The sequence below is a fragment of the Actibacterium mucosum KCTC 23349 genome, assembly GCF_000647975.1.
GTDB lineage: Bacteria > Pseudomonadota > Alphaproteobacteria > Rhodobacterales > Rhodobacteraceae > Actibacterium > Actibacterium mucosum.
This window is the reverse complement of sequence record NZ_JFKE01000006.1, coordinates 176,445-188,839: the sequence shown is the minus strand read 5'-3', so window position 1 is coordinate 188,839 and position 12,395 is coordinate 176,445. Positions and strand designations below refer to the sequence as shown.

The following is a 12,395-nucleotide window of genomic DNA, read 5'->3' as shown; positions in this document are numbered from 1 at the left end:
TCCTCTGGAGGCTGTTGGTAAACCGGCGCCGCTGTCGCGGCAAGAGCTTACCTGACCCCCTCCCTGTCCCTCCCCATGGGGGGAGGGGACCTTGGGGTGATCGCACCTGACTATTCGATGCCGGCGATCGTGGCGCGCAGGGTGGGGATGCCAAGGCCTTTTTCGGACGAGGTGAGGATCAATTCAGGATAGGCCGCCGGGTGTTTCGACAATGCATTGCGAACCTGGGCAAGGGTCTTCTCGCGGTCCTTGTCTTTCACCTTGTCCGCCTTGGTTAGCACCACCTGGAAGGTCACGGCGGACGTGTCGAGGAGGGTCAGGATCTCTTCGTCGACCTTCTTCACGCCGTGGCGCGCGTCGATCAGGACAAAGGCACGTCGCAGGGTGGCGCGGCCCGCCAGGTAGGCCTTGAGCAGGCGTTGCCATTTTTCGACCACGGGCAGGGGCGCCTCGGCATAGCCATATCCGGGCAGATCGACCAGAAAGGGGCCGCCCGTGGTGGTGAAAAAGTTGATTTCCTGTGTGCGACCCGGTGTGTTCGAAGCGCGGGCCAGCGCCTTGCGGCCTGTTAGTGCGTTGATCAGGCTGGATTTCCCGACATTCGAGCGGCCGGCGAAGCAGACTTCGACCCGATCGGCGGGCGGCAAGCCGTCCATGGCCACGACGCCTTTGAGAAAGTCGGTTTCAGCCGCGAACAGCTTGCGCCCGCGTTCCAGCATTGCCGGATCGGGATCGGGGGCGAGGGGGAAGGGCAGGGTGGTCATGGCGCGGTGACCTTGTCACCGGCAGCAATGCGCCCGGGCTTGGTGACGCGCGCGGCAACGCCAAAATGCGTGTGATCCCAACCGTCGCGCAAGGCGGCCAGTGTATTGATATCGCGGCGGCCAGTATTCGGGTTTGCCTCGGTTGCGCGGCAACGCGTTATCGGTTCTTCCACCGTCAATTCGGCGTCGCCGATACCAATGGTGGCACCAGGCCATGCCAGTTCTTCGAACGGGGCCAGACCTTCGACCCACAGGTTGCCGCGGAATCGGCGGGCATCAAGGGGCTGTCCGATCTTGTCGCCCAAAGCACGCAGCGACGACAGGCCCATGATCGAGACCGAGGCATAGTCCACATCGGCCATCCCGGTTTCCGGTGCGGCGATCATTTGGGTCGGTTGCGGTCTTTCGGGCGCGTAGATCGGTGTGATCCAGTTAACCAGCGCCGCGCCCTCGGTGGCGGGATCGATGGTGAGGTCCGGCAGATCGGGGTGGCTGAACGTGATCCGGTTGCCCTTGCATTGGGCGGTCACCGCCATAAGGCCCGGGCCGTAGCAGCCGCGCGCGAAGTTGCGGCATTGCTGCCAGGCGCCGGTATCTTGCGCGTCACCGGTCAGGATCGCCCAGGCCCGGTCCAGCGGCAGGGGGCGGCCTGGTGTCAGGTCAACCAGCTCCAGCGGCTCAGCCCCCACGCCCTTGACCGGGTGGCGCCAGATCTGGGCCAGGGTCGGCGTCATTTCGCGTCGGGCTTTTTGTTGCGCTGAAAACTGGCGCGGATGTTGCCGAACACGTCGGGTTTGTAACCTTGCAGGCGCATGATCGAATACTGCTGGATGAAGGTGATCGTGTTGTTCGCGATCCAGTACAGAACCAGCCCGCTGGCGAAGGTGCCCAGCATGAACATGAAGATCCACGGCATCCATGCAAAGATCATGGCCTGCGTCGGGTCGGTGGGTGCGGGGTTCAGCTTTTGCTGCAGCCACATCGAGATACCCAGCAGGATCGGCAGAATGCCCAGCGAAATGAACGCCACAAGACTGTTGGGATCAGGCGCGGCAAAAGGCAGGATGCCGAAGAGGTTGAAGATCGAGCTGGGATCGGGCGCCGAGAGGTCTTTGATCCAGCCAACCCAAGGGGCCTGACGCAGGTCAAGCGTCACGAAGATCACCTTGTAAAGCGAGAAGAAGATCGGGATCTGCAGCAGGATCGGCAAACAGCCCGAGGCCGGGTTGACGCGCTCTTTCTTGTAAAGCGCCATCATCTCTTGTTGCAGCTTCTGGCGGTCGTCGCCGGCCTTTTCCTTGATCTTTTCCATCTCGGGCTGCAGCTCTTTCATCTTCGCCATCGAGACGTACGAGCGGTAGGCGAGCGGGAAGAGGATGGCCTTGATCAGCAGGGTCAGCGCGATAATCGCCCAGCCCATATTGCCAATCATCTCGTTCAGGGCGTGCAGCACGCGGAAGATCGGCTTGGTCAGGAAGAAGAACCAGCCCCAGTCAATCGCATCGTCAAAATTGTCGATATTCCGGTTTTCCTGGTAACCGTGGATTATGTCCCATTCCTTGGCACCGGCAAAAAGCAGGGTTTCGGATTTCACCGTTTCACCCGGCCCAACAACCAACGTGTCCTTGCGCGCAATGGACCGGTAGGTGTTGGCGCTTTGGTCATATTGCAGGATCGACTGATAGGGCGTGTCGTGGTCCGGCACCAGCGTGGCCATCCAATAGTGGTCGGTAAACCCGACCCAGCCGCCACCATTCACCTTGGCTACATCGGCCAGGTTCGTGCCATAGGACCACGGTGTATCGTCGTCCATATCGCGCATTTTCTTGTAGGTCAGCGAGTCGCGTTCATCATCTTTCTGGCGGATTGCGCCTTCGTGCAGCATGAAGACGCCTTTCAGGTCAACCGGTTCACCAACCCGTTCCAGTGACGCTTCGGGCGCGATGCGTGCGGTGGCGCCGCTGTCGTTGCGGACGCTTTGCACGATGGTGAACAAGTAGTCCTCGTCCACCGAGATATCGCGGCGGAAGGTCAGGCCCTTGGCGTTGCGCCATTCCAGAACCACCGGGGTTTCGGGTGTCAGCGTTTCGCCCTCTGCCAGTTCCCACAGGGTGTTGGCGTTGGGCACATCGTCGAATGTCAGGTCGCCACCAGGAGCCCAGCCGAACAGGGCGTAAAAGCTGCTGAGCTCGGTCGCGGGGCGCAGGAAACTCACGCGTGGGCTGTCTGCGTCCAGGGATTCGGCGAATTTGGTCAACAACAGGTCGTCGATCCGCCCCCCCATCAGTGACAACGAGCCTTCGAGGCTGGGTGTGATCACCGGCACGCGAGGCGCCGTGGCCAAGGTCTCGGCCCCTTGCGGGCTGGCGGATGGGGTTGGCGTGTCCGAAGAGGTTGCGGTAGGCGCCGCACCGCTTTCGGCGGGCGGGGCGGTCAGGCTGCCGGTTTCGGGATCAGCCAACGACGCGGGCTGTGGCTGTTCCGGTGGAAAAAACACCAGCCACACAAGCATCACGATTGAGCTGAGAACCACAGCCAGAATTAGGTTCTTATTCTGATCATCCATCAAAGACCGCCATCCATCGCGTATTCAGGTGATGGAGGTTCAACAGAAGGCGGGCGGGAAGGTCAAGCGGATTCCCTTGTTTTTGATGTCTCACCCGGCCTGACGGCGTGGTGTCTCAACAATGGGCAGCTTCTTGCGATGGCTTGTACACCACGCGATAGTTTCTTCGAACGGGATCGGCCGCGAAATCCCATAGCCCTGAACATGGCCGCAACCCAGCTGCGACAGCATTGCATGTTCCTCGGATGTCTCGACGCCTTCTGCAACTGTGTCGAGGTCCAGACGGTCGGCCATGGTTAAAATCGCTTCTACAAGATTGCGCTGCTCGGAATCCTCGTCGATTTTGGTCACAAAGGATCGGTCAATTTTCAGGCGGCCAACCTTGAACCGCCGGATCGAAGTGATCGAAGCCTGCCCGGTGCCAAAATCATCAAGATCGATCCCGCAGCCCAGGTTCGAAAGCGCGGCAAGATTGCGAACCACAACATCGTCCGGCGAATTGGCGACGACGGTTTCCAAAACTTCGACGGTCAGGCGATCTGGTGTCAGGCCAAAACGGTCCAGCTCCCACTGTATACGGTCGACCAGCCGGGGATTGCGCAGTTCATCGCCTGAAAAGTTTACACCCACATTCGGCACCTTGATGCCCGCGGTGTCCCAGCTGCGCAGGGCAGACAAGGCGTGGAACAGGATTTCCTCGCTCAAGCGTTCGGACAGCCCCGCATGTTCAATCGCGTCCAGAAACTGCCCCGGCGGAACCAGCCCGCGTTCCGGGTGGGCCCACCGGGCAAGGGCCTCGAACCCCGAAACCTCGCCGGTGTCGGTTGAAATCTGTGGCTGAAACCATGGCCGGATCTGTCCTGTATCCAGCGCCTCGGCCAGTTCATCGATCAGTTCACTGCGTTGCGCCACGGCAACCTGCATGTCCTTGGAAAAGGCGCGGATGGCGCCGGGCCCGTGTTGCCGGGCCTCCAACATTGCGGTTTCGGCCGCATTCATCATACCGGTGCCCGATGGCTGCGGAGACCGCGCTGGCAGGCAGAAACCAATCGAAGAACTGACATAGGCCGTGGTGGCATCGATACTGACCGGTTCGCGCACCGCATCCTGAAGACGCGCGCAGATTTGAAGAACGGTTTCCAGGTCCGCCCGCCGCATCGGGGCGAGGGCAATGGCGAAACTCGACCCTTCGGCGCGGGCCAGAATGTCTTGCTGTCGCAGCACGGATTGCAACCGTTCCGCAACCTTGCGCATAACGATGTCAACGGCAGGCAGGCCAAATCGCTGCTCAACATCGCCGACATCTTCAACAGAGACCACAATCGCCGCCGTTGCCGGGCTTCGATGCGCAAAAGCCGAATCCAATGCCGCCACCGCGTCACCACGCAGGCGCAGGCCAGTTGCAACATCCGTGCCACCCTGCGTTGGACCCGCCTGCGCCGTTTTTCCGAAAATCGCATAGAAGAACGGGGGCAACAGGGCGAAGATGACCAATGCCGTTTCCCCGCCAAGCCAAAACGCCGCAAGACTGCATGCAGGCAGGAAGGCAATCCCCTGCGGCATGGCAAACAGGCTTTGCGTTAAGCACGTAGCGCGCGCAAAAATGCGATCCATCGGCCGGCATCCTTTGGTCAATCGCGGAAAAACACCGCAGACCTTTAGGACGCTAGAGACCGATACTGTTCACGAGGTTAACGGAGTTGTGGAATATCTGGATAATTTTCTCTTTCTTTGCGCGGGTCTGTTTGAAGCCCGGCAAAGTCAAACAGCTTGGGGTCCAGCAAATGCGAGGGGCGTGCATTCATCAGCGCACGGAACATGACCTGCCGGCGACCGGGGCTGTTTTTCTCCCATCCATCCAGAATTTGCTTTACCTGTTGGCGCTGCAGCCCGTCCTGGCTGCCACACAGGTCGCAGGGGATGATGGGATAGTTCATCGCATGCGCGAACTTTTCGCAATCGGCCTCGGCCACATGGGCCAATGGACGGTAGACAAACAGGTCACCTTCTTCGTTCACCAGCTTGGGCGGCATCGTCGCAAGACGCCCGCCGTGGAAGAGGTTCATAAAGAAGGTTTCCAGAATGTCGTCCCGATGGTGGCCCAGAACCACGGCGCTGCAGCCTTCTTCCCGGGCAATGCGGTACAGGTTGCCGCGCCGCAGTCGCGAGCATAGCGCACAATAGGTTCGCCCCTGCGGCACCTTGTCGACAACCACGGAATAGGTGTCCTGATACTCTACCCGGTGCGGCACCTCCATCTTTTCAAGAAACGCGGGCAAAACCGTCGAGGGAAACCCCGGCTGCCCTTGGTCCAGATTACACGCCAGCAGCTCCACCGGCAGCAACCCGCGCCACTTCAACTCGTAAAGCACCGCCAAAAGGGTATAGCTGTCTTTGCCCCCGGACAGACAAACCAGCCACTTGGCGTCCCGCTCTACCATCCCGTACTGCTCGATGGCCTCGCGCGTGTACCGCACGATCCGCTTGCGCAGCTTCTTGAACTCGGTCGTCGAGGGCGCACCATGAAACAAGGGGTGGATGTCGTCGTTATCGTCCAGCATTGGTTGCCTTTCCTGCAGGCGTTTGACTTGCCATAAAGGAGCCAGTTTGCAAACGTCAATGCACAGCATCGGTGGGGGCCGGTTTTGGAACAAAAGCAAGAGCCGCGAAAACAGGGGTTCGGGCGGCGCGCGCCGTCGGCCTCGCTGGGCCTGTTGATCTTTGCCTTCGGCGTGTCGGCGGGGTTCCTGGTGGCGTTTTCCGGGTTGGGGGTGCTGGACGAGGGCACCGGGGTGATCCTGATCATCTTCCTGGCGGTGCTGATGTTCATCGCCGCGCTGGGCCTTGTGCTGTTCGTGTTCCGCAAACCGCTGTGGCGGCGGCTTTTCGGGCTGGCGGAAACGCAGTTAGAGCTGTTCGCCGGTCCCCTGTCCGACGTGGCCAAAGGCGCGGTGGACCGCGACCCGCACCGCGCAACCGAGGCCGCGCGCGATCTGGTTAACATGGCGCTGGCGCGCTACGCTTGGGTCTCGACCCGGCGCTGGGTGATCGGTTCGTTGACGGGTCTGATTGCAGCCATGGCCGCCTTTGCCGGCACCGCGCTGCTGTTTCGCCAGAACGAGCTTTTGGGTGCCCAGAACACCCGCATCGACACCCAAATCGCGCAGCTGGACCAACAGATCGCGCTGGACGATTACAACGTTCAACTGGCCGAGGCCGCGCGCAACGCCCAGCTGGTGGTCGAGATCACCAATATCGCACAGGCGCTGGGCCAGGCCGCCGACCGCCGTACCGGCCCGGTGGAAACCGCCGAGGATTTTGTGGCGGTGCTGGACCCGGTGGCCGACCTGCCGCGCGGGCTGGTGCTGCGCATCGCCTCGGCCAGCCAGGCCACCAAACCCTATAAGTTCCTGCAAACCGGCATCCGCCCCGAAAACCACAACGCCATGATGCAGGCCGCGATGGCCCTGCGCCCCGACCTGCCGCAAACCCGCGTGCAAATGGCCCAGGCCTTCCGCTGGCCCGAACTGCAAACCGGCACCCGCCTGATCGACCGCCCCGCCAGCCCCGAACGCGGGCAATTGCTGCGCGCGCTGACGGCCTCGGGCCTGCGCGAGCTGGAAGTGCTGAATTTCTACGGGATGGACCTGTCCTATGCCTATGCGCCCGGTATCCGCCTGTTCCTGATCTCATCGCAAATGGGGCAGTTCAGCTATGCTGATTTCTCCTTCGCCAATGTGCTGGAGACCAAGATGCAGGGCGCCTGGCTGTCCCATGTCCGCTTCACCCAGGCCTACCTGCGCGACAGCGATTTCGGCGCGCTGCCCGGCGAGCTGGTCAAACCGCCCTTCTCGGGCGAGCTGCCGTTCTTCAACACACAGCTCGACGGGGCCGATTTCACCGATGCGGTGGCTGAACGGGTGGGCTTTGTCGGCGCCCATGCCATGGCGGCAAATTTCGACGGGGCCACGCTGATCGCGCCGGATTTCCGCTATGCCACGCTGGCCGCCGCCACCTTCCGCGGCGCGGCCCTGATCAATGCGCAATTCGAAGGGGCTGACCTGCGGTCGGTCGATTTCGATGGGGCCGTGGTCACTGGCGCGGGCTTCCTCGACACTCTCACGGAAACGGCTGCCCCTGAAACCTTCCGGGCCGACCGCTATACCTTGGCCGAAATCTCACCGGCAGAGGCCATCGCGCGCATCGACTCACTCTACCGCTACCTCGACGCAGATACGCTACAGACGCTTGCCGGCGAAAACGGTCTCTACATCGTCACCCGCACGTCCCCCTTCGAAAACTAGAAATAACCCCAACCGCACCCACCAAACCCGAGCGCGGAGCCAAAGGCGACAAGCGAGACACAAAAACGCGCCGTCAGGCGCTCATTTGGGTCCACACCCGCAACCCGAACCGGGCTTGTCGGGCACCGGGTCATAGCCCGACCCGCCCCACGGATGGCACCGCCCGATCCGGCGCAGGGTCAGCAGACTGCCCTTCACCGCGCCGTGTTTCTCCAGCGCTTCCAGCGCATAGGCCGAACAGGTTGGCTGATACCGGCACGAATGCCCAACCCAGGGCGAAAACAGCAACCGATAAGCGCGCACGGGCAGCGCGGCGATATGGGCCAGCGGGGTCACGAATGCACCTTCTTCAACGCGTAACGCAAATCATTGACCAGATCGACATAAGCACGATCCGCCGTCACACCAGCCTTGCCGATCAGAACATAATCCCACCCCGCACGCCCTTTGACCCGCAGAACCTCATGCGCAATCGCACGCAGCCGCCGCTTGGCCCGGTTGCGCGCGACGGCATTGCCCACTTTCTTGGAACAGGTGAACCCCACGCGCACGTGATCCGCCACCTCGTCCGGCCCGCGCTTGCGCGCCTGCAGGATGAAGCCGCGCACGTTCTGCCGCCGGGCCCGCGCTGCTTTCAGGAAATCAGACCGCTTCTGCAAGACCTCCAGACATGACAAAACCGCCGCAGGCCCGTCCGAAGCAGGCACATCAGGGCCTGCCACGTTGTCCTCCGGCGGTGTCATATCAGATGCCTTGCGGCGCCGGGCTTACGCGCTCAGCGACTTCCGGCCGCGCAGGCGGCGGGCGTTCAGGATCTTGCGGCCAGCTTTGGTGGCCATGCGCGCACGGAACCCGTGGCGGCGCTTGCGAACCAGGTTCGAAGGTTGATACGTGCGTTTCATCGCGGCTCTCCGTTTCGTCGGACCCGAATCCAAAACCGGATTCGAGGGTCAAAGGTGTTCGAAGCCCGCTCATTAGGTCCATTGCGATCCCAAGTCAATTCGCTGGCGACGTTTTTGTAACATTTCACGGTGCAAAATTTCAGTGACCCGCAAAAATGCCGCTGAAGGGCCCGTTTGGATCACCTGGCATCAAGCCGCTGTGAACTGCGTATATTTTTGCCGCCCGCACCGTCATCTATGCCCTATGACAGGCACGAAGGACCGGAATACAGGCTATGACAGACATGACCAACCAGAAACAAGGCAGCGGATGGCGCAAGAAACTGCCGTTGATCGTCATCATCATCGCGGCGCTGATCGGTGCCTTTACGCTGCGCGATTACCTGTCCTTTGATACCCTGGCACAGCACCGCGAGGCCTTGATCGCCTTTCGCGACGCCAACTACGCCCTGACGGCGGCGGCGTTCATTGGAATCTATGTGCTGATCGTGGCGTTCTCGCTGCCGGGTGCCACGGTGGCCACGCTGACGGGTGGCTTCCTGTTCGCCACCTTCCCCGGTGCGCTGTTCAACGTTCTGGGCGCCACCCTGGGCGCGACGATCATCTTTCAGGCCGCCCGCTGGGGCTTTGGCGCGCAGCTGGGCGCAAAACTGGAATCCTCGGACGGTGCCATCAAGCGGATCAAGGACGGGATTGATGAGAACCAGTGGTCGATGCTGTTCCTGATCCGCCTTGTGCCGGTGGTGCCGTTCTTCGTGGCCAACCTCGTGCCCTCGTTCCTTGAGGTGCCCCTGCGCCGCTTCGTGATTTCGACGTTCTTCGGCATCATGCCGGGCGCGGTTGTCTATACCTCGGTCGGGGCCGGGCTGGGCGAGGTCTTTGCCCGCGGCGAAACCCCGAACCTTGGGATTGTCTTCGAACCACACGTGCTGTTGCCAATCCTGGGCCTTGCGGCGCTGGCGGCCTTGCCGGTGGCCATCAACCTGCTGCGCAAAAAGGGCTGAGCCATGACCGCGATCAAGACGGATCTGTGTATCATCGGCGGCGGCTCGGGCGGGTTGTCGTTGGCGGCGGGCGCGGTGCAGATGGGCGCCAAGGTGGTGCTGGTCGAAGGCCACAAGATGGGCGGAGATTGCCTGAATTATGGCTGCGTGCCATCCAAGGCGCTGCTGGCGGCGGGCAAACAGGCGCAGGCGACGCGGTTGGGCGGGTTCGGCGTGGCCGGTCACGACCCGCAGGCCGATTATGCCGCCGCCAAGGACCATGTGCGCAACGTCATCGCCACGATCGAGCCCCATGACAGTGTCGAACGCTTCGAAGGGCTGGGCGTGCAGGTCATCCAGGAATTTGGTGAATTCATCAGCGAGACAGAGCTGAAGGCCGGCGACCACGTGATCACCGCGCGCCGCTTTGTCATCGCCACCGGCTCGTCCCCCTTCGTGCCGCCCATTCCGGGGCTGGAGGATGTGGCCTATGAGACCAACGAGACCCTGTGGGAGCTGCGCGAGAAACCCGGCCATCTGCTGATTATCGGCGGCGGGCCCATCGGGTTGGAAATGGCGCAGGCGCATCGCCGCCTGGGCAGCGACGTCACCGTGATCGAAGGCATGAAGGCGATGGGCAAGGATGACCCGGAGCTTGCCGCGATCATCCTGGACAAGCTGCGCGGCGAAGGCGTTGAGATTGCCGAAGACGCGATGGCCGAGCGCATCACCGGGGACGCGGGCAATATCACCGTGCAAACCAAGGACGGGCGCAGCTTTACCGGCACGCATCTGCTGATGGCCGTGGGCCGCAAGGCCAATACCGACCGGCTGAACCTAAAGGTCGCCGGGGTGGAGACCACCCGCGCCGGGGTTCAGGTGGATGCCAGCCTGCGCAGTACCAACAAGCGGATCTATGCCATCGGCGACGCGGCGGGCGGTCTGCAATTCACCCATGTGGCGGGGTATCACGCCGGCGTTGTGATCCGGTCGATCCTGCTGGGCCTGCCGTCCAAGGCGCGCACCGACCACATCCCCTGGGCCACCTATACCGACCCTGAACTGGCGCAGGTTGGCCCAACCGAGGCTGAGGCCCGCAAAACCTATGGCGACAAGCTGACCGTTGCACGGTTCGAATACGCGGGCAATGACCGCGCCATCGCCACCGGCAAAACCACCGGCCTGATCAAGGTGATGGTGGTCAAAGGCAAACCCGTTGGCGCCTCGATCGCCGGGGCAGAGGCGGGCGAGCTGATTGGCATCTGGGCCATGGCCATCGCCAACGGGCTGAAGATGAGCGCCGTTGCCAACATGGTTGCCCCCTATCCGACGCTGCTGGAGGTTAACAAACGCGCCGCGGGTGCTTATTTCTCGCCCAAACTATTTGAAAACATTTGGGTCAAACGCGTGGTAGGGTTTGTGCAGAAATACCTGCCATAGCGTCAACAAGGGTAAACATACGTGCTGAAATCGCTCTCAGGTCGGTTTTTGATGCTGACGATTGTGTTCGTCATGCTGGCCGAGGTGATGATCTTTGTTCCCTCGATCGCGCGTTTTCGCGAGGATTTCCTGCTCAACCGGCTTGAGCGGGCGCAAATCGCGTCTTTGGCGGTTCTGGCCTCAAGCAGCGGGATCGAGATGGATCTGGAAGACGAGCTGCTGAAAAACGCGGGCGTCTTTAACGTGGTGTTGCGACGCGACCAGTCGCGGCAACTGGCGCTCAGCTCGTCCATGCCGGCCAGTGTCACCAAAAGCTTCGATCTGCGCGATGCCGGGCCGATGATGCTGATCCGCGACGCCGTGGCGCGGGTCTCGAACCCCGAAAATGAACTGATCCGCGTGATCGGTCAGCCGGTCAACGACGCCGGGCTGTTGATCGAAGTCACCATGTTCTCAGAGCCGCTGCGCGTCGCAATGATCGACTATGGATTGCGGATTTTCTGGCTGTCGCTTGTGATTTCGGTCATCACCGCGGTGTTCTTGTTCCTTGCTGTACAACGGTTGATGGTTGCGCCGATCCAAAAGGTGATCAGCGCCATGCGCGACTATGCCGAGGCCCCCGAAGACGCGCGTCGTATCATTTCGCCCGAAAGCGCCATCAACGAGATTCACGAAGCGGAAACGGCGCTGCAAACAATGGAACAACAGCTGTCGACCGCCCTGCGCCAGAAGGAACGTCTGGCGCAGTTGGGCGGGGCCGTTGCCAAGATCAGCCACGACCTGCGCAATATCCTGACGACGGCACAATTGTTTGCCGACCGGATGGAGCGCAGCCAGGACCCGGCTGTGGCCAAGTCCGCGCCCAAGATCGTGGGTGCCATTTCGCGCGCCGTCAGCCTGTGCGAAAACACGCTGGCTTTCGGCAAGGCCGAGGAACCCGCGCCGCGCCTGTCGCACATCTCGTTGGCCCCGTTGGTGAATGACGTGGTGGATTCCGAACGACTGGCCGCCGGCGAGGCCGAGATCAGCTTTTCCGAGGATGTGCCCGCCGGCATGGCCCTGCGCGCCGACCCCGAACAGTTGTACCGCGTGATCTCGAACCTTACCCGCAATGCACGCCAGGCCATCGAGGCAACGGGCAAGCCGGGCGAGATCTGTATCCAGGGCGCCGAGGAAGACCTGGAATGGTTGATCTGCATCCGCGATACCGGTCCGGGCTTGCCTCCCAAGGCGCATGAGCATCTGTTCAAACCCTTTCAGGGCAGCTTCCGCAAGGGCGGTACGGGGCTGGGCCTGACGATCAGTTCGGAATTGATCCGCGGCCATGGTGGACGGCTGGAACTGGCGGAAACCGGTGCACAGGGTACCGCTTTCACCATCCGCATCCCCAAGGGTGAACACGTAATCGAGGCACAGGCAAAATAATCAAATTTTGC

12 protein-coding genes are annotated in these 12,395 nt (G+C 61.8%); 4 read left to right on the top strand and 8 right to left on the bottom strand.

Annotation, left to right across the window (positions count from 1 at the left end; translation table 11 throughout):
- Positions 1-110: 110 nt before the first annotated feature.
- The 5 genes from yihA to ttcA all read right to left on the bottom strand — a co-directional run bounded on the left by yihA (position 111) and on the right by ttcA (position 5,891).
- Positions 111-764, bottom strand: a complete 654-nt coding sequence (gene yihA, locus ACMU_RS14895; RefSeq protein ID WP_035261004.1) for a ribosome biogenesis GTP-binding protein YihA/YsxC — start codon at positions 762-764, stop codon at positions 111-113.
- On the bottom strand, positions 761-1,498 hold the full coding sequence (locus ACMU_RS14890; protein ID WP_035261001.1) for an MOSC domain-containing protein: 738 nt from the start codon (positions 1,496-1,498) through the stop codon (positions 761-763). The genes yihA and ACMU_RS14890 overlap by 4 nt, the downstream gene beginning before the upstream one ends.
- Entirely contained in the window at positions 1,495-3,330 is a 1,836-nt protein-coding gene (gene yidC / locus ACMU_RS14885; protein WP_035260999.1) for a membrane protein insertase YidC, read from the bottom strand. Before yidC ends, ACMU_RS14890 begins: the two co-directional genes overlap by 4 nt.
- A gap of 90 nt (positions 3,331-3,420) precedes the next feature.
- The gene (locus ACMU_RS14880; RefSeq protein WP_035260998.1) at positions 3,421-4,944 is read right to left on the bottom strand and encodes a putative bifunctional diguanylate cyclase/phosphodiesterase; all 1,524 of its coding nucleotides are present in this window, start codon (positions 4,942-4,944) and stop codon (positions 3,421-3,423) included.
- A gap of 77 nt (positions 4,945-5,021) precedes the next feature.
- Positions 5,022-5,891, bottom strand: coding sequence for a tRNA 2-thiocytidine(32) synthetase TtcA (gene ttcA / locus ACMU_RS14875; RefSeq protein ID WP_035260996.1), 870 nt, complete (start codon positions 5,889-5,891; stop codon positions 5,022-5,024).
- A gap of 84 nt (positions 5,892-5,975) precedes the next feature.
- On the opposite strand from ttcA, the gene ACMU_RS18885 reads away from it, so the two are divergent.
- Entirely contained in the window at positions 5,976-7,634 is a 1,659-nt protein-coding gene (locus tag ACMU_RS18885) for a pentapeptide repeat-containing protein (protein WP_051588371.1), read from the top strand.
- Positions 7,635-7,715: 81 nt separating this feature from the next.
- Here ACMU_RS18885 and yidD read toward each other — a convergent pair whose 3' ends face one another.
- From yidD to rpmH, 3 genes are read right to left on the bottom strand one after another with little or no spacing between them, the layout of a single operon-like run.
- The gene (gene yidD, locus ACMU_RS14865; RefSeq protein ID WP_035260995.1) at positions 7,716-7,970 is read right to left on the bottom strand and encodes a membrane protein insertion efficiency factor YidD; all 255 of its coding nucleotides are present in this window, start codon (positions 7,968-7,970) and stop codon (positions 7,716-7,718) included.
- Complete coding sequence (rnpA, locus tag ACMU_RS14860; RefSeq protein ID WP_035260994.1) at positions 7,967-8,377, bottom strand: ribonuclease P protein component; 411 nt, start codon at positions 8,375-8,377, stop codon at positions 7,967-7,969. Before rnpA ends, yidD begins: the two co-directional genes overlap by 4 nt.
- A 24-nt stretch (positions 8,378-8,401) precedes the next feature.
- Positions 8,402-8,536, bottom strand: coding sequence for a 50S ribosomal protein L34 (gene rpmH / locus ACMU_RS14855; protein WP_035260992.1), 135 nt, complete (start codon positions 8,534-8,536; stop codon positions 8,402-8,404).
- A gap of 275 nt (positions 8,537-8,811) precedes the next feature.
- On the opposite strand from rpmH, the gene ACMU_RS14850 reads away from it, so the two are divergent.
- The 3 genes from ACMU_RS14850 to ACMU_RS14840 are packed head-to-tail and all read left to right on the top strand — an operon-like array spanning position 8,812 to position 12,384.
- Complete coding sequence (locus ACMU_RS14850) at positions 8,812-9,540, top strand: TVP38/TMEM64 family protein (protein ID WP_035260990.1); 729 nt, start codon at positions 8,812-8,814, stop codon at positions 9,538-9,540.
- Between the two features lie 3 nt (positions 9,541-9,543).
- Positions 9,544-10,959 (top strand): dihydrolipoyl dehydrogenase family protein, encoded by a 1,416-nt coding sequence (locus ACMU_RS14845; RefSeq protein WP_035260989.1) that lies wholly within the window; start codon positions 9,544-9,546, stop codon positions 10,957-10,959.
- A 51-nt stretch (positions 10,960-11,010) separates the two neighbouring features.
- A complete protein-coding gene (locus tag ACMU_RS14840; protein WP_081805543.1) occupies positions 11,011-12,384 on the top strand; it encodes a sensor histidine kinase in 1,374 nt (457 codons plus the stop codon).
- Positions 12,385-12,395: the final 11 nt, after the last annotated feature.

Coding starts and splice junctions, on each gene's coding strand:
- yihA (WP_035261004.1), bottom strand. CDS start 764: ATGACCACCCTGCCCTTCCCCCTCGCCCCCGATCCCGATCCGGCAATG.
- ACMU_RS14890 (WP_035261001.1), bottom strand. CDS start 1,498: ATGACGCCGACCCTGGCCCAGATCTGGCGCCACCCGGTCAAGGGCGTG.
- yidC (WP_035260999.1), bottom strand. CDS start 3,330: ATGGATGATCAGAATAAGAACCTAATTCTGGCTGTGGTTCTCAGCTCA.
- ACMU_RS14880 (WP_035260998.1), bottom strand. CDS start 4,944: ATGGATCGCATTTTTGCGCGCGCTACGTGCTTAACGCAAAGCCTGTTT.
- ttcA (WP_035260996.1), bottom strand. CDS start 5,891: ATGCTGGACGATAACGACGACATCCACCCCTTGTTTCATGGTGCGCCC.
- rnpA (WP_035260994.1), bottom strand. CDS start 8,377: ATGACACCGCCGGAGGACAACGTGGCAGGCCCTGATGTGCCTGCTTCG.
- rpmH (WP_035260992.1), bottom strand. CDS start 8,536: ATGAAACGCACGTATCAACCTTCGAACCTGGTTCGCAAGCGCCGCCAC.
- ACMU_RS14850 (WP_035260990.1), top strand. CDS start 8,812: ATGACAGACATGACCAACCAGAAACAAGGCAGCGGATGGCGCAAGAAA.
- ACMU_RS14845 (WP_035260989.1), top strand. CDS start 9,544: ATGACCGCGATCAAGACGGATCTGTGTATCATCGGCGGCGGCTCGGGC.
- ACMU_RS14840 (WP_081805543.1), top strand. CDS start 11,011: ATGCTGACGATTGTGTTCGTCATGCTGGCCGAGGTGATGATCTTTGTT.